A 20,160-nucleotide genomic window follows, 5' to 3' on the forward strand; every position below is an offset into this window, starting at 1 on the left:
CATCATGGAGCGAAATGGGCCTTGGCCTCATAAAGGGCTTCGCTGTCGATCAGAGCTAGGCCCTGCTCGCGGGCGTAGGCCTCCGTGTTTTTACGCACCTTGCCCCGCACAAAGAAGGGGATCTTGGCCAGCTCAGCTTCACCATCCGGACTCCAAACGATCACCCCATCGCCGGGAATGCTGGATGGCGCAGTGGCAGTAGCTGTGGCCGTGGCAGTGGCAGTGGCCGTGGCAGTGGGGTGCTTGGCAGGGGCACTGGCACCCTCTAGGTGGCTTAGGTGTCCATCCACGAATTCAAAATCGTGGCGGAACATGCCGATCAGGTGCTCCTCCAGACCCATCATCAGCGGATGCACCCAGCTGTCGAAGATCACGTTTGCCCCCTCCCAGCCCATTTGGGGCGAGGTGCGCGCTGGCACATCCTGAACGTGCAGCGGTGAGCTGATCACGGCACAGGGGATGCCGAGGCGCTTGGCGCTGTGGCGCTCCATCTGGGTGCCCAGCACCAGCTCCGGGGCCGCCTCCGCCATCGCCGCCTCCACGGCCAGGTAGTCGTCTGAAATCAACGCCTCCAGCCCCAGCTCCTGGGCGGCCGCCCGCACCTCCCTTGCCTGCTCGCGGCTGTAGCTCCCCAGGCCGACCACCTTGAAGCCCAGCTCGCGGCTAGCGATGCGGGCTGCAGCGATGGCGTGGGTGGCATCGCCAAAAATGAACACCCGCTTACCGGTGAGGTAGGTGGAATCCACCGAGCGCGAATACCAAGGCAGCCGCGAGCGCCTTTCAGCGGCGCAGGTGCCATCGGCTGCGGTTTCAAGCTCGGCAGGCAGCTCCAAACCCAGCACCCCGTGCAGCTCGCGCAAAAAGGCGGCCGTAGCGCCGATACCGATCGGCACTGTCTTCACCGTCTGCATGCCGAAGCTGCGCTCCAGCCAGCTGCATACCGGGCCCGCCAGCTCGGGATAGAGGCTCACATTGGCGTCAGCCGTGGGGATCCGCATGAGGTCGGCCGGACGGGCCCCCAAGGGCGCCACCACCGCCACATCAATGCCGTAGCCAGCCAGCAACTGGCTGATCTCGCGCACATCGTCGCGGCAACGGAAACCCAGCAGGCTTGGTCCCAGCAGATTCACCCGGGGCCGTCGGCCCTCGGCACGCCAGCGAGTCGGATCGGGCTTGGGCTCGCCGGGCGGCGGCACCTGGGCCTTGAGCAGGCCTCGCACCAGTTGATAGAGAGTTTCAGCGCCGCCCCAGTTCTCCTTCTTGGAGTAGGCCGGCAGTTCCAGGCTCACCACCGGGATGCCGCCCAGGTCCATGGTCGCCGCCAGGGAGCCAGGCTGGTCCTGAATAAGTTCGGCCGTGCAGCTCTCGCCCACCAGCAGCGCCTCGGGCTGGAAGCGCTCCACGGCTGCAGCGATCGAACTCTTCACCAGCTCGGCGGTGTCGCCACCCAGGTCGCGGGCCTGGAAGGTGGTGTAGGTAACGGGCGGGCGCCGGTCCCGCCGTTCAATCATCGTGAACAGCAGATCGGCATAGGTGTCGCCCTGGGGAGCATGCAGCACGTAGTGCACCCCCTCCATCGAGGCGGCTATGCGCATGGCACCCACGTGAGGGGGGCCTTCGTAGGTCCAGAGGGTGAGTTCCATGACTGATTAATGAGACGGCTGTTTAGTGAGACGAATGGTCAGGAAAAGGAGAGTGCGGCGCGGCGGCGCAGGGAGCGGGCAAACAATTCGGCCAGATCGCCGGCCTGGTCGCAACCGTGGATGGGGCTAAATACCAGCTCAATCGACCACTTGGTGGCGATGCCCTCGGCCTCCAGGGGATTGGCCAGGCCCAGGCCACACACCACAAGATCTGGCCGCTCGGCGCGGACCCGTTCCAGCTGGCGTTCCACGTCTTGCCCCTCGGTAATACGGGTGCCGGGTGGCAACAGGGCCAGCTCCGCATCGAGCAGCTGGCGATCGAGGTAGGGCGTGCCCACCTCCACCAGCTCCATGCCGCACTCGCGCTGCAGGAACCTCGCCAAGGAGAGCTCCAGCTGGGAATCGGGCAGCAGAAAAAGCCGCTTACCGGCCAGCAACTCCCGGTGAGGAGCAATGGCACGCTGGCCCCGCTCCACCAGCGGATCGAGCACCTCGGCCACCAGGGCCGGGGCCACCCCGAAGGCAGCGGCGCCCGCCGCCATCCAGGCCCGACTGCCCTCCACACCAAACGGATAAGGAGCTGTAAGCAGCTGACCGCCGCGGCTCACCAGGGCCCTTGCCGTAGCCGAGAGGAAGGGCTGGGCCAGCAGCACCCGAGTGCCGGGACCAATCGGGGGCAGCTCGGTGGAGCGCCGCGGCGGCAGGCTCGTGACCACCGGAATACCCAGGCGACCAAAAAGCTGCACCAGCCGGTCTTCCACCGCATCGGCCAAGGTGCCGACGATCAACAGCTGATCCACCTCGCTGCTGGGCATCAGGGGAACCATCGCCAGCAGGGCTTGGTCCTCCCCCTGGGTGAAGGTGGTTTCGATGCCGCTGCCGCTGTAGTTCAGCACCATCACCCGGCCGGTTAGCTGGGTATTGAGCCGCTCGGCAGCCTTAGCCAGATCCAGCTTGATCACCTCGCTGGGGCAGGAGCCCACCAGAAACAAGGTGCGGATTTCGGGGCGCCGCTCCAGCAAATCCTTCACCAGCCGGTCGAGCTCATCATTGGCATCGGCCAGGCCGGCCAGATCACGCTCCCCCAGAATCGCAGTGCCGAAGCGGGGCTCGGCAAAGATCATCACGCCGGCTGCGCTCTGAACCAAGTGAGCGCAGGTGCGGGAGCCCACCACTAGAAAAAAGGCATCCGGCATGCGCCGGTGCAGCCAGACAATCGAGGTGAGTCCGCAGAACACCTCCCGCTGACCGCTCTCCTTAAGCAGCTGTAGGGGCGGCTGCTCAGCCAAACCAGTTGTCATGTCACCAATCACCGAAGACGCGCCCATCCAGGCGACCCCTGCGGAAAGAACCTTTAAGGGTTAACGGAGCTGGCAGGCCAACTGTCGACAACCCCTACAAATGTTCGGGATCAGCCCACAAGCCGTAACTAATTGCGGCCCATAATCTGGGTTGCGTGATCTGGAGCACCGGGTCCAGGTCCAATGCCCAAGCCTTTCTGGTCAATCGTCCCCAGGCGACCACCCTCTCGGCGAGCACGCAAACCCTGGCGAGCTCCCCTGTCGCTGGCCATGCTGGTGAATGCCGGCGCCATCGGCTATCACCTCAGTGAGGGGTGGGACTGGGGGGATTCCTACTGGATGGTGCTGATCACGCTCAGCACCCTGGGATTTAGCGACGGGCACACCCAGATCCTGAGCGCGGGTGGGCGGGTGGTCACCACCCTGCTGATCCTGGGCGGCCTGGTGGTGGTGCAGATCAGTATCCAAGGGGTACTGGGCCTGTCTGAATCCGGTTACTTCCGGCGCCTGCGCGAGCGCCGATTCCGTAGTTGGCTATCCACCATGCATAACCATGTGATCCTTTGCGGCTATGGCCGCATCGGCCGCGAGATCGCCGAACAACTCACCCGAGAGAACGTTCCCCTGCTGGTGGTGGAGATGGACGCGGAGCGCCGTGAGGCAGCAGAAGAGCGGGGGCTGGCCGTGCTGATGGCCGATGCCACCCTCGACGAGACCCTGCTGGATGCCGGCATCCACCGCTGCCGTGCCCTGGTGGCGGCCCTACCAAACAACGCATCCAACCTCTACGTGGTGCTGAGCGCCCGGGGTATGGCGCCCAACTGCCGGTTGATAGCCCGTTCCGATAGTGAGGAAGCGGAACGCAAGCTGCGCCTAGCCGGCGCCGATCAAGTGGTGAGCCCGTACGTCAGTGGGGGGCGCACCATGGCCGCCACCGCCCTACGCCCCCTGGCGGTGACCTTCATGGATCTTTTGGCTGGCTCTGGCTGCGAGGTGGAGGAATTTCTGCTGAGTAGCGACCCAGCTGACCTGGGCAACCTCAATGGAGCATCCCTTGCGGAGCTCCAGCTCGGCTCGCGCTCTGGTGCCCTAGTGCTGGCGATCGTGCCGCCCCAGCCTGCAGCCAACGATGTGCCGAGGCAGTACCGGGGCTCCCAATACTCCCAACAGCGGCCGGAGTTGCTGGCAAATCCCGGTAGCGACACTCGCCTGGCCCCGGGCCAGATGCTTGTTGTGATGGGCAGTCAAGAGCAGCTGGACCTATTCACGAGGCTGCTTGGCACCGCCCTTAAAAGTGTGGACGTGATGTCTACCTAACCGTTAGATCTACAAAAACGAACAACTGAGCCAGGGCTCAATCGTCGTAGACGAGGCAATTGACATCCGATGGGTTGAGGTCACAGAACACCTCAAACGGTGTTGGAGCCTCGGTTTCCTCCGGATGGCGCACCTGAAAATCCTGCAGCTCCTTGATCTGCTGCTCGATCTTGCGGGCAACGGCCTGATCTCCCCGATCCGTGGCCTCCGCCAGAGCTGAGCGATAGGTCACCAACTGGTCAACAATGCTCGACATGGCGCTGGCTCCCCGGAAAGGAGTTGTGAGCGAACGGCTGAAAATTTAGTCCCGGCAAATGCCTGTGGGGCAGCCCCATCCGCCAAAGGCAACAGAAGACCTAATACGTGTCAGTTTCCACACTGAATCCGCGCCCCTCGCCATGGTGTGGCGACTCACAGAGATTTCCGTGGCAGACGCTCCATACATGGTGGCCCTGGCCCTAGTCGAACTCGATGGCAAGCGTGCCCTGCCCCTAACCGGCAAGTCCCAGAGGGAAGCCAGCGGCGGCGAACCCGGCGAAGCAGGCCGCACCCTTGCCCTGGAGCTGCTGCTGAGGCTGTGGCAGCGCAGTGACGAGGGTGCCCTGCGGCGGGCCGCTGGTGAACACAGCCTGTTGCTGTTGGAGATGCCGCTCGAAGTGATGAGCGAGCGGTTGCCACTGATCAAGGCCGACTGGATCGCCGGTGGCACAACTGAAGAGTTGCTAGCCAGCCTGAAGCAACTGGCCCAGCGGCGCTGGCGGATCGGCATCGTCAAATACCAGCCCGCCACCTTCACGCCCTGGCCCTAAGCAGGCGCGACTGCGCTCAGGGACGCTGGGCGCGGGACCAGGAAGCAGGAGAAAAGGCATGGCCCTGCTCCAGGGCAATCGCCACGACCGCGTCGACACTGTCGGCGGCATCAACCCGGGCCCTTAGGGCCGTATCGGCATCAACCTTGACCATGAAGGCTGTGAGCTGGGCTTTCGACATGGCGATGCAAGGCTTGGAACACCCCATCCCTAGCCAGGGTTTGATGATTTGGCATCACACCGCTGGTCAAGGCACATCCTGTGAGGGGCAGTTTCGACCGAAGCGTTAGGCGGCCGTGTAAGGTAGAAAGTGATTCAAAGATTTCTCTCTAGCGAGCTGACCACTTTCTGTTGGGCCGTCGAAGGATCAATTCATAGTTTCTGAGTTCATGACCATTTACGTCGGCAATCTTTCCTTCGATGCGGAAGCGGAAGATGTCCAGCATCTGTTCAGCCAGTACGGACAGGTGAGCAAGTGCAGCCTCCCCCTCGACCGCGACACCGGCCGCAAGCGCGGTTTCGCCTTTGTCGAAATGGCCAACGAGGCCGAAGAGACCAAGGCAATTGAAGATCTCCAGGATGTTGAGTGGATGGGTCGCGCCATCCGCGTCAACAAAGCTGAGCCCCGCGGCAGCGGTGGCGGCGGTGGTGGTGGTGGTGGCGGCGGTCGCCGCGACTTCGGCGGTGGCGGTGGCTACAACGGTGGTGGCTACGGCGGTGGCGGCAGCCGCTACTGAGCCCCGCTCGCAAAAGCTGATTTCCTGTTCACTCCGGTGATCCATTGGCCGTCCCTTCGGGGGCGGCTTTTTGATGCAAACCAACCAGCTTCTTAGCCTGAGCCCATGGCAAGCGCTCCTCCCTTGGTGCTGGTGCACGGTCTGTGGGACACGCCACGCCTGTTTGATCGCCTCAAAATCCAGCTGGATGAGCGGCGATCCCCACTGCTTATCCCCTACCTACCCAATCGCCTCGGTGCCACTCCGATCCTGGAGTTAGCTCACCGGCTGGGCCGCCAAATCGAAGCAACCTTTGGTCCCCACACCCAAATCGACCTGCTGGGCTTCTCAATGGGTGGCGTGATCGGCCGTACCTGGATCCAACTTCAGGGCGGCCGATCGCGCACCCGCCGCTTCATCAGCGTCGGTAGCCCCCAGCAGGGCACTCTCACAGCTCAGCCCTGGCCAAGCTGGCTGCTGGCTGGCATTGCCGACATGAAATGGGGGAGCCCGCTGCTGCGCCAGCTCAACACAAATCTCGAGGGGCTAGACGGCGTGGAATGCTGCAGCTTCTACTGCGCTGCCGACCTGATGGTGCTGCCTGGTTGGCGCGCCGTATTACCGCTGGGCCCGCGGCAGCCCTTGCCCGTGCGCACCCACCAGCAGCTGCTGCAACATCCCGCGGCGCTGGAGCCACTGGTTGCCGAATTGCTGCGACCCTGAACTGGCTTACACACCCTGGCTTAACTCACCCCAGCCATCAATTTCTCTGAAACTCTGAAGGCTGGCGCAATTTCCAGAAATTGGATCCAGAATCCACCTATGGATGATCCCATCGCTTCGGGTCGTTATCGCGTACGCGCTGCCGTAGAACGCGAGCAAAGCGTGCCGCTGCAGGTGCAAGCAGCTCGCTTCAACACCAGAGACGACGCAGAAACCTTCGCCCATTTGGTAGCCCACGATCAGCACAAGAATGTGGTTGTGGAAAAGCTGGCTCCAGGAGGTTGCTGGCTGCAGTTGAGCCTTGTGGCCTGCGCTTTTTAGCTCTCAGCGCCGCGGGCAAGCAGGGCGTGATTACTGGGGATCCTTAGATCCCAGGCCCAGCCGCAACGCTCCAGCAGGCGGATAAAGCGGTAGGTGGGATCTGGCAATAGCCGCACTCGCCCTTGCCGCAGGGTGATTCCCTGACGCACCGAAGCTTGGAAAGCGTGGTGAAGATTGTGCCAGCCCTCGCCCAGGGTGATCACGGCCACAAACAGGTTGTTGCGGCTGGCATCTCCGGTGGCGAAGGGCTGATCGCCTTGCAGGTGGGCCAGGGAATTAACGCTGGCCACCCCGTGATAAAGCACAGTTGTGCTTAGGCAGAAGGCCGCCAGCCAAGGCAGTCCGCCCAGCTGCCAAGAAAGGCCGGCCAGCAGCAGCACGGGCACAAAATGGAGCCTGTCGATCAGGCGCAACACCGGATCTGCCTCCACATCGGCCGGCAGGGTTGTGGGGAAAAAACTTGAAGACAACAACCAACCAACCTGGGAGCGCCACAGGCCCCGCCATCCCGCTGAAGGAGCAAGGGGGGTGTGGGGGTCGGCGCAAGTGTCGACGTGGCGGTGATGGGTTTGGTGGTGAGCCTTCCACCAGCTAGGGCCCATCTGACCTGCCGAAGCCCCCACAAAGGCCCCGATCCAGGCAACGGGACGGGGCGCCTTGTAGCTGGAATGGGTGATCAGGCGGTGATAGATGGCTGTGGTGGCCAGCATGCGCACCAAGTAGAGCACCAAAGCCCAAAGGGCCGCACCGAGACTGAGACCGGTCCAAAAGAGCAGCAGGCAGCCGAGGTGGGCCGCAATCGTCAGGACGGGGCCGAGGGAGTACAGAAAGCGACGTAGACGGGGCACTCAGCCCACTCCCAAAAAGGATTTGAGCCTAGGAGGCAGAGCGGTGCAGCCTGGATCACGGCGGTGCGGGATCCCGCCGCAAGGCCACCATCTCTGGGACGAAAACGAAGGTGAGATCGTCGAGGCATTCGGCCTGTCCATCGATAGCGCTGACACCACCCGCCACGAAATCAATCAACCGCTGGGCCTCGCTGCGCTCCATCGCCCCGGCGTGCACCAGCACGGTCTTGCGCTCGCGCAGGTGGTGCACGATCCACTGCGCCTCCTCGAAGCGGGTGGGGTGAAACACCACCACTTCGGGCATCCATTCGTTGAATGGGCTGGGCATGCCTGGGGAAACCCCGCTGGCGGTGGGCACTCAACGTATGGGGCTATTGCTACATGTGCAAGGAGCGACCCCGCCAGGTCCAGCCCCGGCCGCTGAGGGTCTTGATCACAGACACCGGGGCCATGGCGCCGATCAACAGCCCACCCAGACCCGCCAACCACCACCAGTTGAGGGGAGTGCCGAAATGGCGACGACTCCAGAGCCGGATCGCCAATTGCAGCGCGATGGCCAGCAGGGCCGCCAGGGCCGGCAACCAGGACAGGGGCAGGGGCGATCGCCAGGCCAACAGAAGGGCTGGGGGCAGCAACAACCAGGGAATGGCGTAGAGCTGCACCACCACCGCACCAGCCGCCAAGGCCTTCGCCACATCACCATCGAGGCCAAGCAGCCAGTTTTTGGTCCAGCCTTCCCAGAGAGAGGCCAAGTCTCGGTACATGCGCAGGGTCAACCAGTCGAGCCCCAGCAGATAGCGCAGCCTGAAGCCCTGGCCTTTGATCGCCCGAGCCAGGGCGAGATCCTCCACCACCTCGCCGGCCACGGCAGCGTGGCCACCAATGGCTCTGTAGGCCTGGCTGCGGAACAGCAGAAACGGACCCGCCGCAAAGGCCAAGGGATCGCAGGGATCATTAGCGCGCTCAATTGGAAAACCCAGTCCCAGCAAGCTGGCGATGATCGGCTGCACCAGCCACTCGGCCAGGCAGCCACAGGTGAGCCGCGGCGCCAGGGTGAGCAAATCGGCCCCGTGGGCAATGGCGTCTGTCAAGGCGGCCCGCAGCGCTCCCGGAGCGACGCGCACATCCGCATCGATGAAGACCAACCAATCGCTTTCGAGCTCGCTGCTGGCGCGAAAACAGGCCCAGTTTTTACCCACCCAGCGCTCTGCCGGGGGACGGGCACCCGCCGACAGCAGGCCAAAGCGTGGATCGCCTGCGCCCGCCTGCAGGGCTAAGGCCGCAGTGGTGTCGCTTGAGTCGTCATCAACCACCAGCAATGCCCAGTTCTCACATGGCGCCTCGCTGGCGAGGATTGCCCGCACGCAGTCGCTGATGTTGTCCGCTTCGTTGTAAGCCGGCACCACCACGGTGCAGGAAGTAGGGGCAAGGGAGCTTCCTGATGGAGCTGGTTGTAGAGCTGGGGCCGCACTGAAGCTGCGCTCCAGTAGGACCAGCATCACCGCCAGACCGAGGCAGGAAACCAGCCCCCAGCCACTGGCCAGCGCGATCCAGATGGAGGCGGAAGGTCCCAGGATTCAGCAGCTCCGCTGTCGCAGCAAGCGATCAGCCTCGGCGCGGCGACAAACCCGACGAAAGGGTGCAAGGCCAATGCCGAACAACTCCTCAAACAGCCGATTGGCTGCCATCACCGAAGCCAGGCCACAGCGGTGCACCTGCTGCTCAAGGGTGGTTTGCGGTTGGGCTGCAATCCCCTCAAATAGCCGGCTGAGTCGAATGTGCTGGAGCGTCTGAAACGGTGTCTTACCGCGGCAGTGGTCAAAGCAGAGATCGAGCCACTCAGCACTCACCCCGATCGAATCAGCCACCACCTCCAGCTCGATCTGCTCGGAAAAATGATGGGCGAAGTAGTGGGCAGCCCGGTTCACCACATCAAGTTGCTGGGCAGGAACCACGGGAAGGCTCCGGCAACGGCGCGGCGGGCCGTGAACAGCACTGCTGAGTGCCGCTTGTGGTGAAAGGGGCCGCATCGCAGTCCGGGAAGGTGATCGCCTGCAAGACATCCAAGACGTCTCACCTCCCAACTGATAGCCCCACCGCAGCAATGGCTGCAATCGCAATCAACACCGTTTGGGCGATCTGTAGCAAGGCTGCACCTATCGCAATGATCGGCAGCACGCAGCTTTAGGCAAGTGCACAAAGCTCGTGGGCCAGCTGTTCGCCGCTGCGCAGGGCACCCTCAATCCGCCCAAATCCCACCCCGGCGATGAAGTCGCCGCAGAATCCCACCCGGCTGCTTGGGCAGCAACTGAGTTCGGAGGGCAGCCCGGGCGCCAGGGGAAAAGCGGCACCCCAGCGCATCAGCTGGCGATCAGCCGTGGCGAGGTTTAGTCCAGGCAACCAAGGGGCCATCACCTGCTCAAGAGCGGTGGTGAGGGCAGCGATCACCGTATCTTCGCGGCCCTCATCGGGGGGCAGCTGAAGCATGCGGGCCACGGCGGAATGGGTGCCATAGACATCAAGGTGATCGGCGGCAAAGGAGTGGCTGGAATGGGCCACCACGGCGCAGCGCCCGTCGGCCAAGGGCTGGACGGTGATCCGCTGCAGCCCCCAGCGCTGCTGGGCTGCAGCATCGAAATGGAGCAAGCTGAAAGGAAGACTGGCCCAAGGTCCTGCTGCAGCCGCCTCAAGCAGCACCAGCAGATTGCTGCGGGCCTCAGCGCGGATGCCGGCGATCAAAGTGAGGGCATGCTCCAGCCGGAGGTCGCCCAGTCGTTCTGCGGCCTGCTTGAGGGGCACCTCCTCCCAGCCAAAAATCTGCCTGCTGCGCGGATGGGCCAGCAGGGTGCTGCTCAGCACAAGCCAATGGGCCTGACCCAGCAACTCCCCCTCCCGATCCAGCAGCTGCCAGAGACCATCCTTCCAATCGAGGTGGCGCACCAGGGTGCCGTAGTGGGGCTGCCACGCTTCGCCAGCCTCGCCGGCCAGGCTCAACAGTCCTTTGCAGAGATGATCCATGCCACCCCGACCCCGGTAGAGCTGGCCGAGCCCCAGGGCATCAGCCTGGCCTGGCCGCAGGGTCGCTTCCCCCTGAAGCTGGGCGATCAAACCAGGCCACGGCTCAATCCAGCCCCCCGCCAGCAGGGGCTGCAACAACAGCGGCTCCGTTGCGCCGGTGATGTTGAGCAGGGGCGCCCCGTGATCGATGCGCAGCCCATGATCCTGGCGGGAGCGCCGGGTGCTGGCCCGTCCGCCCGGGCCTCGCCCTGTCTCCCAAAGGCTGAGGGCTCCGGTGTAACCCAAGCGGCGCAGCTGGGCAACGAAAGCGCAGCCCGATACCCCGGCCCCGATCACGGCGATGGATTCCGGGCCCGAGCTGGGCATACACAACAACTAAACCGCTAGGCCTTCAGGATGACAGCGATCTCCAAGGCTGCAGCCGATGACGGCACTTGACCATCCGGTACTGGTGTTTGACGGCGGCTGTCCCTTCTGCCGCCATTTCGCTGAGCTGGCGGAACTGCGCAGTGGCATCCCGAACTTGGCGATCCGCGATGGCCGCAGCGATCACGAACTGCGGCGGCAGCTGCGGCAGCAGGGCTGGGACCTGAGCCAGGGTGCCGTGGTGTTGGCAGAGGGCCGGGTGCTGCATGGAGCCGAGGCGATTCAGTGGATTTGCAGCCGGCTGGAGCCCAGCGCCACCCTGCTGCAGCTGCTCGGCCCGATCCTCGCCACACCGGGGAGAGCAAAGCGCCTTTATCCGGTGCTGCTGCTGGCCCGGCGCCTCGCCCTGGCCGTGCAGGGATTACCTCTAGATCCAGACCAACCAGCTGGGCAGGCTGCAACAGGTAGCGTGAATTGATAAGGGAGTGGCTGTGGCGCGGTTTTTAGTGGTGCTCAAACCCGGCGTGCCGCTGGATGCCGCCGCCATGCTGGAAGCCCTCCAGCCTGTATTAGAGGGGCTCAGAGCGGAGATCGAGCACCGGACACCAGCCCACCTCAGCGCCATGATCCGCGGTGGCGGTGAAACCCAGCGCATGCAGCTGTTCGCCGATGTGCAATCAAAAGCAGATGGCAAGGTGCTGGAGCTGGTGCTGCTGAGTCGCGAAGCCATGGGCACTACCGCCCCCCACACCCGCGAGGTTTTCAAGCAGCTGCTGGAGTTGATTCAGCGGCATGTGCCATCCATGCCTCTCACCTTCCGCTCCGACCGGGACGGCCCACTGCCAATCGGAACCTGAGCCAATCGGAACCTGACCGGCCATCCCCGAAATTTAATAAAGGCTTAGGATTTGCTGGTAGGTCCTGGATTTGCACCGTGAACGAGAACCACCCCGTGCTGCTCTCACTTGACGCGGAGCTGGATCACCTGCGCAGCGCCTACATCCATCAGCCCAATGAGCAGACCCGCTACCAGCTGGTACGCCTCGAACAGCTGATCCAGCAATGGGCACCGGGTCACTCCAGCAACGGCTGAAATTCCTCAGGGATTGCACCACGGGCAGTGGCCCGGATCGGCTGCGGAGAGTCCATCTCGGCGGAGTCGCTCCACCTGAATGATTCTATCCCGGCCGGGGCTACCGCTTTTCCACCTACGCCACCTGGTTGATTCGCGACGCCATCAGCAATGCCCTGGCGGCTTCAGCTGCTTGATGAATTGCCAGAACAGGAAGCCGAGCTGCAGCGATTGCGCTACGGAATCGAAGCAGGGGAACCTTTGAGCGTGAGCTCCACGGCCCGGCAGATGGGCGACACACGAGACACGGCCCGAGGTTTAGAACGAAGGGCCAACGCAACTATCCGGAGACTTTCGGTGCGCTTCATTGATCACCTTGAAGCCTGACCCTGTGACCTGGCACCCCCATCTCTGGCATCCCACCACCCAGGTGGCCAGCAGCCCCGAGCCGCTGCAGGTGCGCTCAGCCCGTGGCAGTGAGCTGGAGCTCAGCGATGGCCGCCGCCTGATTGATGCGATCAGCAGCTGGTGGGTGACCCTGCACGGCCACGCCGAGCCAGCCATTGCGACGGCGATCGCCCGTCAGGCCCAGCAGCTGGAGCAGGTGATCTTCGCCAACTTCAGCCACGAACCTGCCGAGCAGCTCGCCACTCGAATCAGTGCGCTCACGGGCCTCGAGCGGCTGTTCTTCTCCGACAACGGCTCCACCGCCGTGGAGGTAGCCCTCAAGATCGCCTGGCAGTGGTGGCGCAACCAGGGCAGCGAACGCCGCCAGGTGATCGCCTTTGAGGGGGCCTACCACGGCGACACCTTCGGAGCGATGGCGCTGGGGGAGCGCTCCCTGTTCACCGACCCCTACGAGCCGCTGCTATTTGCCGTGGCTCGGGTGGCCTGGCCCCACAGCCACTGGGGCGACGACGCAGTGGAGCAAAGAGAACAGGTCGCCCTTCGCCAGCTGGAACAGGCCCTAGAGACGCCCACCGCGGCAGTGATCCTCGAACCCTTGATCCAGGGGGCCAGCGGCATGCGGGTGGTGCGGCCGGCCTTCCTGCGGGCGGTGGCCGAGCGGGTCCAGGCTGCCGGAGCCCTGCTGATTGCCGATGAGGTGTTCACAGGTTTCGGCCGCACCGGGGATCTCTTTGCCTGCCGCCGGGCTGGCATTCAGCCCGACCTGATGGCGCTCTCCAAAGGCCTCACCGGAGGCTTCCTGCCAATGGGGGCAACGATGGCCAGCGAGCGCCTCTACCAGGGGTTCATCAGCGAACGGCCGGAGGCCACCTTCTTCCACGGCCACAGCTTCACCGCCAATCCCCTGGGATGTGCAGCGGCCCTGGCCAGCCTGGATCTGCTCCAGGCCAACCCCGAGCGCTTCCAGCAGTTCGAGGTGCGCCACACGCCACTGCTGGAAGATCTGGCGCGACACCCGCGGGTGCGGCGCCCCCGCTGCGTCGGCACCATGGCGGCCTGGGATGTGGACGCCGGCGAAGCCAGCTACCTCAATCCCGTGGGCAAACAGGTCCAGCGCCACTGCCTGCAACAGGGCGTGTACCTGCGCCCCCTGGGCAACGTGGTGTATCTGCTGCCGCCCCTGGGCATCAGCGAGGACCAGCTTGATCGCTGCTACTCAGTGGTGAAGCAGGCAATGGACACGCTGGTGCCGGTCTGAACCCCTTGCTATCCAGCCTGCAGGTTCGACAGACGCCGGCCCAGCAACAGCAGGCCCAGCACGGTGGTACCACTCACCATGAGCACCAGGGCGGAGAACTGGGCGGCGGTGATCACCCCACTGGCCAGGGCCGTGGAGGCAAACACCAGACCAGGTAGGCCCCGGGGGATAAGGCCAAACACCACCACCCAGCGATCCACCCCGGCCGCCTGATCTCGACCGCTGATGCCAAGCCCGCAGATCAACTTGCAGCCAATCGCCAGCAGCAAGAGCACCAGGGCCAGCCACCAGGCCGAGGGCTGCAACAGGGTGCCCGCCTGGATGCGCATCCCCACCCCTAGGAAATAGAGGGGCAAAAACACCTCCGACAGCAGGGCCAGGTTGCCCCGAAGCTCGCGGGCCTCGGTGCTCCCTTCCCCCATGGGCGCCAGGCGATTGAAAAGCACCCCACCCCAGAGCGCCCCCAGCAGGCTGGTCACCCCGGTGACCTCACCGATCCAGCTGCAGCCGATCAACAGCAGCAACATTCCTAAGGGCCCCGGTTGCCAGGGCCCGTGGCGCCGCAACCACCAGCTCGACAGCGGCACGCTCAACAGGGCCAAGGCTGGGCCGAGCAGCACCAGCCAACCGGACCCGGCCGTAGCCGCGCCACCGCCCAGGCGGGTGCCCGCCAACAGCAGAGAGCAGGTGAGCAGGCCGATCGCGGGCAGATCGTCGAGCACCGACACCCCCACAAGCAGGCGACCGGAGGGGGTTTTCAAGGCACCGAGCTGGCCGAGGGCCCGCAGGGTCACCCCGGTGCCGGTGGCGCTGAGCACGGCCACAAAGAGCAGGGTGGTGGCAGTGGAAAGTCCAAATGCCTGCTGCAGCGGCCACCAGGCCAGCAGCGGCGTTAGCGCCGACAGCAACACCGTGCGCAGCACTGCCGCTGGCCGGGAGCCCAACAAGCCGCCGCGCACCTCCAGACCCACCTGAAAAAACAGGGTGAGCACCCCCAGCTCCAGCAGACCGGAGAGGGAGCGGATCTGCTCAAAAGGCAGCACGGTGTTGCCCAGGGCAAAGCCAACTCCCAGCTCCAGCACGATCGCCGGCACCGCCCAGCGGGCGAGCCGGGTGGCCGTCAACCGGGCCAGCAGGGCCCCCACCAACAACAGCAGCAGGGTGGTGAGCAGGGAGGAACCCAAGGGAGCCAGCGGGGCGAGGGTGGCGAAGGTGGATCAGCCCGGCAGGATCACGCGATCAATCACGTGCACAATGCCGTTGTCGCAGGCAATGTCTGCGGTTACCACTGTGGCGTTTTTCACCTCAAAGGGCTCGCTGCGGCGAATCGGGATCGGCGCCCCCTCCAAGCTCGGCCACTCGGCCTGGGCCACCAGGGCCTCGCGGGTGTAGGCACCAGCCAGCACGTGGTACTTGAGGATTCGAGCCAACTGGGGTGGGTTGTCTACCAACGTTTGCACCGTGCCCGCAGGCAGTGCAGCAAAGGCATCGTCCACCGGGGCAAACACCGAGAAGGGGCCCGGGCCCTCCAGGGCGCCGCGCAGGCCGGCGGCATCGACGGCCGCCAGCAGGGTGTTGAAGGCGCCGGCGGCGAGGGCGGTTTCAAGAATCGAGGCCATGGCGTATCTCCTAGCGGTAGTCCTGGGTTTGAATGTCGGGAAGGCGCGCCTCTGGCCGCAGGAAGCGATCCATCTGGGCCTCAAAGAAGCGGCGGTTGGCCGCAAGATGCTCCGGGTCTGTGTCGTCAAGGGGATAGAGCAGGGCGCAGCGGAGGGCCTGGATTACCGCCGAGGTGACGTTGTACATCGAGCGCTGGAAGGTGATGCCCAACTGGATCAGTTGATCTTCTTCGCCGCGGCGATGCTGCTTGTAGAGCTCCTGCAGATAGGGGGGCAGGAAATGCAGCATGTCCTGCATCAGCAGGGTGGGCGGAATGCCGGCGGATCCCACCGGGAACACATCGGCATAGAGGATGCCGTAGTGGAAGTCGGCTTGATCAGCCGGCACCTGATAGGCCTGGGCGTTGTAGCTCTTGGTGCCGCGGAACGGTGAGGTGCGGTAAAACACCGCCTCCACATAGGGCAACGCCGCCTCATAGAGCCAGGTGAAGCCCTCGCTCTTGGGAATGATCTCGAAGCACTCGCCCCGGATGAACACATGGTGGTAAATCGGCCGCCCCGCCACCGCGAAGATGCCGTTGACGAGGAAGTCCATCGCCTCGGGAACGGAAGTGAGCTTCCCCTCGTCGTAGAGGTCGCTCATCTCGAAGAACACCGGTGCCATCACCTCCCAAAATAGGCCGAGGTTGGCGTAGAAGGAGAGTTGCTTGACTTGCTCCATAAACATATCCGGGAACAGCTTATAGAGCCCCAGCATCACCAAATTGCCCTTGAAGTAGGCCTTGATCGCCCGATCGGTATTGGCCTTGTAGACGTCGCTCTCCAGGAAGTCGTTGAAGCGGCCGCCCATGCCCTGGTGCCAGAACATGGCCTGCATGCAGGCCTCGGCGAATTCCATGTTCACCCGGTCGTGCCAAAGGTGATGCAGCAGCTTGGGCATGCGCCGGGTCTCACCCCGCTCCATAAACTCCAGTAGCTCCGGATGGGCCTTTTCACCGCCGCGCCAGATACGCAGCTTGGATTGATCACCGGAGTAGCTATTGGGGAGATCGAGATACTCCTTAGAAATAAAATACTTGAATGCGGGAAGCGGATTGAGAAATACCCGCTCAGCGATATACAAAAGATCGCGCCAATAAAAATCCATCGGCACGGCGTAGGCCTTATAGATACCGATGATCTGCTGCAGGTTCTCGGGGGTATCAGGCAGCATTGATCCTCCCGCCTCAAGCCGGTGGATCACCTCTGCGTAGGGATGGGTTGAGGGAGGAATCAGGGGTGTGCGGACACCCGGGGTCGAAACGATGGGTGTCATACGGGCAGTTGGGTGCGGAGGGCAAGGGCAGCGGTGGCGGTTTCACTCCAGCCGGTTAGTCCTAGGGGCCATAGTCCGGTAAGTAGCACCAGCAGGGTGAGCACAACGGCCGGCAATCGCTCGCCCAGGCTGGTGCCCTGCCAGTCAGCTCGGGAATTATCGAGCCGGCCAAAACCAACCCGATTGAATAGCCGCACCGCATAAACAGCAGTAAAACCAGAGGCCACCAGGCACACCAACGTTGCCCTAGGAAAGACGGTCCAGCTGCCCTCAAACACAAGAAGTTCTGCAGGGAAGCCAGCCAGTCCAGGAATGCCAGCGGCGGCCATCAGGGCAAGCAACAACAAACCCATCGTGAAGGGCAGGCCCCTAATCGGATTGAGCAGGCCGGATAGCTCGGCAATAACGGTGGTCCCGGTCTTGCGCTGGATTAGCTCAACGCAGGCAAATAGCAGGGCCACTATTAAGCCGTGAGCAATCACCTGAGCCATCACCCCCTGCAGGCTCAAGGGGGTAGCGGCAGCCAGAGCCAATACCAGCAAGCCCATATGGCCAAGCGAGCTGTAGGCCATCAGGCGGCGCATATCTGTAGCCGCAACAGCGTTAAGGGCGCCATACACGGCGCTAACGGCACCAGCAGCAGCGATCCAGGGGGAAAAAGCTGTCCAGGCGTCTGGCAATAGGCCCACACCAAAGCGCAGCAGGCCGTAGGCACCAAGCTTGGAAACGGCCCCACCAAGCAACATCACCACCGGAGCAGGGGCCTGGCTGTAGCTGAACGGCTGCCAACCGTGCAGCGGCACCACGGGCAACTTCAGGCCAAAAGCAAGCAGCAGCAGGGCCAGCACCCAGGCCTGGGCAGCTGGAGCGAGGGGCGTTGCCGCCAGGGCCTCAAAACTGAAGCTCACGGTGCTGGTGGCAGCGCCCTGACCCAACCAACCGAAGGCCAGTACCCCAGCAAGCAGGCTGAGTCCAGAAACGGCGCCATAAAGCAGGAAGCGGGTGGCAGCTCCCGCTCGTCGCTCCCCTCCCCAGATAGCCACCAGCAGCGTGGTGGGGATCAACACCAGCTCAAATGCCAGCACAAACAACAAGGCATTGCGGGCGAGGAAGGCGCCCACCACCCCGAAGTTGGTGGCAAGCATTAAGGAGAAGTAGAGGCGCGAGCGGCCCTGGTCTGCAGGAGAGGCCAACACCGCCATAGCAGTAAGCAGGGCGGTGAGCAGCACCAGGGGCAGGGAGATGCCATCGAGACCGAGCTCCAGGGCAAGGCCCAGGCGAGGCAACCAGGTAAGGCTGAGGTCGGCGGGGGGCTGCAGCCAGCAGTACACCCCAACCAAAAACTGGGCCAGGGCGGCCAGGGCGGCCAGGGAGCGCACCAAGGCGGGACGCCCCTCCGGCAATCGGGACAGCAGCAAACCCGCAACCCCGGGGATCAGCAGCAGTAGCAGCAGTGGGGAAGAGGTCACGGCAGCAAGGACAGGGGTAAGGGTGCGGGGCTGGCCAACAGCCAGGCAGCCATCAGCAGCACCCCCAGCACCAGGCTGAGGGCGTAAGCCTGGGAGCGGCCGGAGGTGGTGAGGCTTAGCCGGCGGGCTCCAGCCATGGCTGCGGCCCCGGTGCCACCGCTGAAACCATCCACCAGGCGGCTATCACTCCAGGCGCCAAAGCGGGCTAAGGCCAGCACCAGAGCCACCACGGTGCGGTGATAAAAGCGCTCGGTTTGCATGTCGTGGGCGAGCCACTCCTGCAGGCCTGAGAGGGCCTGGGGCAGCCGGGCCAGGCCGTGGGGCCGCAGGTAGAAGGCAGCGGAGAAACCCCCTCCCACCAGGGTCGATACCAGCAGAGGCCAGGCCAGCGGCCCCCAACCGGGCAGGGGAGTGAGGCTGAATACGCCATTGCGCACCAACAATTGAGGCAGGTGCAGCTCCATACCCATCAACACGGTGGTGGGCAACACCATCAACCACAACACCTCGGCGGAGCGCTGGGTGAAGGGTGTGGGGCGACCGCCCCAGATTTGGCCGAATACACGGATCAAGCCTGCGCTGATCAGGCAATTGGTGAGCAGCACCAAGCCACCCAGCAGCCAGGGATGGCCGCTGGCTGCTGTGAGAGCAAGCAGCTCGCGCAAGGCGGCAAAACTGGCGAAGGGAGGCAGTCCCATCAGGCCAGCTGCCCCGGTGAGGAAGGCCAGGCCCATAAGCGGCCGCCGGCTCCAAAGCCCACCCAGCTGGGTGAGGTCCTGGGTCACGTTGCTGATCACGATGGTGCCAATGGCCATCAGGATCAGGGCCATCGGCAGCGGATAAACGAGCAGCAGGTGATCGGCCACCGATGTGCCACCCAAACCCACCGCCACAAACAGCAAACCAAGCCAGCTGCTCACCAAGAAGGAGAGGGCTCGCTTTACATCCACCTGAGCCAGCGCGATCAACGAGGCCACCACCGCCGTGGTGCCGCCAACGGCAACCAGCACGGCCTGCACCAGCGGGCTCAGTTCGATGAGGGGCTCCAGGCGCAGCAGCACCCAGGCGCCACCAACCACCACTACCGAGTTGCGCAGCACGGTGGAGGGCAGGGGGCTCTCCATGGCCTCATCCAGCCAGAGGTGCAGAGGAATTTGGGCGCACTTGCCCATGGGGCCGGCGATCAGTGCTAGCAGGATCAACGTGAATCCAGCCGGCAGGGGTTGGCCGTTGTTGGTGAGATCGGCGGCCCATCCCTGCAGGCCATGAAAATTCCAGGTGCCGCTAACCGGCAACAGGGCAATTACCCCCGCTAGCAAGATCAGGTCGCCGATGCGCTTGGTGAGAAAGGCGTCGCGAGCCCCTTTCACCACCAGGGGTTGGTTGTACCAGGTGCCCACGATCAGGTAGGTGCCCAGGGTTAGCAACTCGAGAATTACGTAGCTGAAAAACACCGAATCTGTGAGCACCAGACCACACAGGCCAGCCTCAAAGAAGCTCAGGCAGCCAAAGAAGCGGGGCCAACCCCAGTCCATTTCCATGTAGCCGATGGCGTAGATCTGAACCAGCAGGTGCAAGCCGGTGATCACGGTCATGGCGATCAGTACTGGCTCGGTCACCAGCCCGTCGAAGCCGACCCTTAGACCTGCCGTCTCGAGCCAGGTCCAGCTGAAGCTCACGGGCTTGTAGAGGGCCTGGGCCCCAGCGGCGGCATTGGTGTGCAAGGCCGTTAGCGCTAGCAAGCTGTGGCTGAAGGCCACGGCCACCATGGCCAAGTTGAGGTAGCCGCAGGGGCGCGGGCCGGTGCGGGAGATCAACCCCGGCGACCAGGCCAGCGACAAAAGGGCCGCCAGCAAGGGATAGAAAGGAACCAACCAGGCGGTTTGAAGCAGAGCAACAGTCATCGTGTCAACCAGGCAATAGAAATCTCAACAGCTCAGGCATGTGAAAGATGACG

23 protein-coding genes and 1 pseudogene are annotated in these 20,160 nt (G+C 63.8%); 10 read left to right on the forward strand and 14 right to left on the reverse strand.

Features of this window, described 5'->3' with window-relative positions:
- Positions 1-2: 2 nt before the first annotated feature.
- Together KBY99_RS05990 and KBY99_RS05995 are read right to left on the reverse strand one after the other, a co-directional pair.
- Positions 3-1,757 (reverse strand): annotated as a pseudogene (locus KBY99_RS05990) (ferredoxin:protochlorophyllide reductase (ATP-dependent) subunit B).
- Positions 1,682-2,944: a ferredoxin:protochlorophyllide reductase (ATP-dependent) subunit N gene (locus KBY99_RS05995; protein WP_254941376.1), complete on the reverse strand. Its 1,263-nt coding sequence runs from the start codon at positions 2,942-2,944 to the stop codon at positions 1,682-1,684. Before KBY99_RS05995 ends, KBY99_RS05990 begins: the two are co-directional and overlap by 76 nt.
- 183 nt (positions 2,945-3,127) lie before the next feature.
- Here KBY99_RS05995 and KBY99_RS06000 point away from each other — a divergent pair, with 183 nt between their 5' ends.
- On the forward strand, positions 3,128-4,261 hold the full coding sequence (locus KBY99_RS06000) for a potassium channel family protein (protein WP_254997992.1): 1,134 nt from the start codon (positions 3,128-3,130) through the stop codon (positions 4,259-4,261).
- A 37-nt stretch (positions 4,262-4,298) separates the two neighbouring features.
- Here the strand turns inward: KBY99_RS06000 and KBY99_RS06005 are convergent, their stop codons facing one another.
- The gene (locus tag KBY99_RS06005) at positions 4,299-4,517 is read right to left on the reverse strand and encodes a CP12 domain-containing protein (protein ID WP_254997994.1); all 219 of its coding nucleotides are present in this window, start codon (positions 4,515-4,517) and stop codon (positions 4,299-4,301) included.
- 169 nt (positions 4,518-4,686) lie between these two features.
- On the opposite strand from KBY99_RS06005, the gene KBY99_RS06010 reads away from it, so the two are divergent.
- Complete coding sequence (locus tag KBY99_RS06010) at positions 4,687-5,070, forward strand: hypothetical protein (RefSeq protein WP_254997995.1); 384 nt, start codon at positions 4,687-4,689, stop codon at positions 5,068-5,070.
- 16 nt (positions 5,071-5,086) lie between these two features.
- Here KBY99_RS06010 and KBY99_RS06015 read toward each other — a convergent pair whose 3' ends face one another.
- The gene (locus KBY99_RS06015; RefSeq protein ID WP_106501513.1) at positions 5,087-5,251 is read right to left on the reverse strand and encodes a Nif11-like leader peptide family natural product precursor; all 165 of its coding nucleotides are present in this window, start codon (positions 5,249-5,251) and stop codon (positions 5,087-5,089) included.
- Between the two features lie 208 nt (positions 5,252-5,459).
- On the opposite strand from KBY99_RS06015, the gene KBY99_RS06020 reads away from it, so the two are divergent.
- From KBY99_RS06020 to KBY99_RS06030, 3 genes are all read left to right on the forward strand, one after another.
- Entirely contained in the window at positions 5,460-5,807 is a 348-nt protein-coding gene (locus KBY99_RS06020) for an RNA recognition motif domain-containing protein (RefSeq protein WP_106501512.1), read from the forward strand.
- 105 nt (positions 5,808-5,912) lie between these two features.
- The gene (locus tag KBY99_RS06025; RefSeq protein ID WP_254941341.1) at positions 5,913-6,509 is read left to right on the forward strand and encodes an esterase/lipase family protein; all 597 of its coding nucleotides are present in this window, start codon (positions 5,913-5,915) and stop codon (positions 6,507-6,509) included.
- Positions 6,510-6,608: 99 nt separating this feature from the next.
- On the forward strand, positions 6,609-6,830 hold the full coding sequence (locus KBY99_RS06030) for a hypothetical protein (RefSeq protein WP_254941342.1): 222 nt from the start codon (positions 6,609-6,611) through the stop codon (positions 6,828-6,830).
- Here KBY99_RS06030 and KBY99_RS06035 read toward each other — a convergent pair.
- From KBY99_RS06035 to KBY99_RS06055, 5 genes are all read right to left on the reverse strand, one after another.
- Complete coding sequence (locus KBY99_RS06035; RefSeq protein ID WP_254997996.1) at positions 6,827-7,678, reverse strand: acyl-CoA desaturase; 852 nt, start codon at positions 7,676-7,678, stop codon at positions 6,827-6,829. The two genes, KBY99_RS06030 and KBY99_RS06035, sit on opposite strands and share 4 nt — an antisense overlap.
- A 55-nt stretch (positions 7,679-7,733) precedes the next feature.
- Entirely contained in the window at positions 7,734-8,006 is a 273-nt protein-coding gene (locus tag KBY99_RS06040; protein WP_254941344.1) for a cell division protein SepF, read from the reverse strand.
- A 49-nt stretch (positions 8,007-8,055) separates the two neighbouring features.
- A complete protein-coding gene (locus tag KBY99_RS06045) occupies positions 8,056-9,177 on the reverse strand; it encodes a glycosyltransferase (protein ID WP_254997997.1) in 1,122 nt (373 codons plus the stop codon).
- Between the two features lie 78 nt (positions 9,178-9,255).
- Positions 9,256-9,633, reverse strand: coding sequence for a hypothetical protein (locus tag KBY99_RS06050; RefSeq protein ID WP_254941346.1), 378 nt, complete (start codon positions 9,631-9,633; stop codon positions 9,256-9,258).
- A gap of 229 nt (positions 9,634-9,862) precedes the next feature.
- Positions 9,863-11,062, reverse strand: a complete 1,200-nt coding sequence (locus KBY99_RS06055) for an NAD(P)-binding protein (protein ID WP_254997999.1) — start codon at positions 11,060-11,062, stop codon at positions 9,863-9,865.
- 58 nt (positions 11,063-11,120) lie between these two features.
- On the opposite strand from KBY99_RS06055, the gene KBY99_RS06060 reads away from it, so the two are divergent.
- The 5 genes from KBY99_RS06060 to bioA all read left to right on the forward strand — a co-directional run bounded on the left by KBY99_RS06060 (position 11,121) and on the right by bioA (position 13,800).
- Positions 11,121-11,540 carry a DCC1-like thiol-disulfide oxidoreductase family protein gene (locus KBY99_RS06060; RefSeq protein WP_254998001.1) on the forward strand — a complete coding sequence of 140 codons (420 nt, stop codon included), beginning with the start codon at positions 11,121-11,123 and terminating at the stop codon, positions 11,538-11,540.
- Positions 11,541-11,547: 7 nt separating this feature from the next.
- Positions 11,548-11,919 (forward strand): hypothetical protein, encoded by a 372-nt coding sequence (locus KBY99_RS06065; protein ID WP_254998003.1) that lies wholly within the window; start codon positions 11,548-11,550, stop codon positions 11,917-11,919.
- A 77-nt stretch (positions 11,920-11,996) separates the two neighbouring features.
- Positions 11,997-12,155: a hypothetical protein gene (locus KBY99_RS06070; RefSeq protein WP_254959587.1), complete on the forward strand. Its 159-nt coding sequence runs from the start codon at positions 11,997-11,999 to the stop codon at positions 12,153-12,155.
- A 150-nt stretch (positions 12,156-12,305) separates the two neighbouring features.
- Entirely contained in the window at positions 12,306-12,521 is a 216-nt protein-coding gene (locus KBY99_RS06075) for a sigma factor-like helix-turn-helix DNA-binding protein (protein WP_254998005.1), read from the forward strand.
- 4 nt (positions 12,522-12,525) lie between these two features.
- Positions 12,526-13,800 (forward strand): adenosylmethionine--8-amino-7-oxononanoate transaminase, encoded by a 1,275-nt coding sequence (gene bioA / locus KBY99_RS06080; protein ID WP_254998181.1) that lies wholly within the window; start codon positions 12,526-12,528, stop codon positions 13,798-13,800.
- 8 nt (positions 13,801-13,808) lie between these two features.
- On the opposite strand, the gene KBY99_RS06085 is transcribed toward bioA, so the two are convergent.
- The 5 genes from KBY99_RS06085 to KBY99_RS06105 are packed head-to-tail and all read right to left on the reverse strand — an operon-like array spanning position 13,809 to position 20,107.
- Positions 13,809-14,984: a cation:proton antiporter gene (locus KBY99_RS06085; RefSeq protein WP_254998006.1), complete on the reverse strand. Its 1,176-nt coding sequence runs from the start codon at positions 14,982-14,984 to the stop codon at positions 13,809-13,811.
- Between the two features lie 33 nt (positions 14,985-15,017).
- Positions 15,018-15,419, reverse strand: a complete 402-nt coding sequence (locus KBY99_RS06090; protein WP_254998007.1) for a fasciclin domain-containing protein — start codon at positions 15,417-15,419, stop codon at positions 15,018-15,020.
- A gap of 10 nt (positions 15,420-15,429) precedes the next feature.
- Entirely contained in the window at positions 15,430-16,734 is a 1,305-nt protein-coding gene (locus KBY99_RS06095) for a CO2 hydration protein (RefSeq protein ID WP_254998008.1), read from the reverse strand.
- On the reverse strand, positions 16,731-18,203 hold the full coding sequence (locus KBY99_RS06100; protein ID WP_254941357.1) for an NADH-quinone oxidoreductase subunit M: 1,473 nt from the start codon (positions 18,201-18,203) through the stop codon (positions 16,731-16,733). The genes KBY99_RS06095 and KBY99_RS06100 overlap by 4 nt, the downstream gene beginning before the upstream one ends.
- The gene (locus KBY99_RS06105) at positions 18,200-20,107 is read right to left on the reverse strand and encodes an NAD(P)H-quinone oxidoreductase subunit F (RefSeq protein WP_254998009.1); all 1,908 of its coding nucleotides are present in this window, start codon (positions 20,105-20,107) and stop codon (positions 18,200-18,202) included. The genes KBY99_RS06100 and KBY99_RS06105 overlap by 4 nt, the downstream gene beginning before the upstream one ends.
- Between the last annotated feature and the right edge of the window lie 53 nt (positions 20,108-20,160).

It is taken from the genome of Cyanobium sp. Maggiore-St4-Cus (assembly GCF_024345615.1).
In the GTDB taxonomy this organism is placed as follows: Bacteria; Cyanobacteriota; Cyanobacteriia; order PCC-6307; family Cyanobiaceae; genus Cyanobium_A; species Cyanobium_A usitatum.

What these genes read in the sequence shown, in the direction of transcription:
- KBY99_RS06060 (WP_254998001.1), top strand. Translation starts at nt 11,121, where the DNA reads ATGACGGCACTTGACCATCCGGTACTGGTGTTTGACGGCGGCTGTCCC.
- KBY99_RS06095 (WP_254998008.1), bottom strand. Translation starts at nt 16,734, where the DNA reads ATGACACCCATCGTTTCGACCCCGGGTGTCCGCACACCCCTGATTCCT.
- KBY99_RS06040 (WP_254941344.1), bottom strand. Translation starts at nt 8,006, where the DNA reads ATGCCCAGCCCATTCAACGAATGGATGCCCGAAGTGGTGGTGTTTCAC.
- KBY99_RS06005 (WP_254997994.1), bottom strand. Translation starts at nt 4,517, where the DNA reads ATGTCGAGCATTGTTGACCAGTTGGTGACCTATCGCTCAGCTCTGGCG.
- KBY99_RS06055 (WP_254997999.1), bottom strand. Translation starts at nt 11,062, where the DNA reads ATGCCCAGCTCGGGCCCGGAATCCATCGCCGTGATCGGGGCCGGGGTA.
- KBY99_RS05995 (WP_254941376.1), bottom strand. Translation starts at nt 2,944, where the DNA reads ATGACAACTGGTTTGGCTGAGCAGCCGCCCCTACAGCTGCTTAAGGAG.
- KBY99_RS06000 (WP_254997992.1), top strand. Translation starts at nt 3,128, where the DNA reads ATGCCCAAGCCTTTCTGGTCAATCGTCCCCAGGCGACCACCCTCTCGG.
- KBY99_RS06025 (WP_254941341.1), top strand. Translation starts at nt 5,913, where the DNA reads ATGGCAAGCGCTCCTCCCTTGGTGCTGGTGCACGGTCTGTGGGACACG.
- KBY99_RS06105 (WP_254998009.1), bottom strand. Translation starts at nt 20,107, where the DNA reads ATGACTGTTGCTCTGCTTCAAACCGCCTGGTTGGTTCCTTTCTATCCC.
- KBY99_RS06015 (WP_106501513.1), bottom strand. Translation starts at nt 5,251, where the DNA reads ATGTCGAAAGCCCAGCTCACAGCCTTCATGGTCAAGGTTGATGCCGAT.
- KBY99_RS06030 (WP_254941342.1), top strand. Translation starts at nt 6,609, where the DNA reads ATGGATGATCCCATCGCTTCGGGTCGTTATCGCGTACGCGCTGCCGTA.
- KBY99_RS06090 (WP_254998007.1), bottom strand. Translation starts at nt 15,419, where the DNA reads ATGGCCTCGATTCTTGAAACCGCCCTCGCCGCCGGCGCCTTCAACACC.
- KBY99_RS06045 (WP_254997997.1), bottom strand. Translation starts at nt 9,177, where the DNA reads ATGCTGGTCCTACTGGAGCGCAGCTTCAGTGCGGCCCCAGCTCTACAA.
- KBY99_RS06020 (WP_106501512.1), top strand. Translation starts at nt 5,460, where the DNA reads ATGACCATTTACGTCGGCAATCTTTCCTTCGATGCGGAAGCGGAAGAT.
- KBY99_RS06075 (WP_254998005.1), top strand. Translation starts at nt 12,306, where the DNA reads ATGCCCTGGCGGCTTCAGCTGCTTGATGAATTGCCAGAACAGGAAGCC.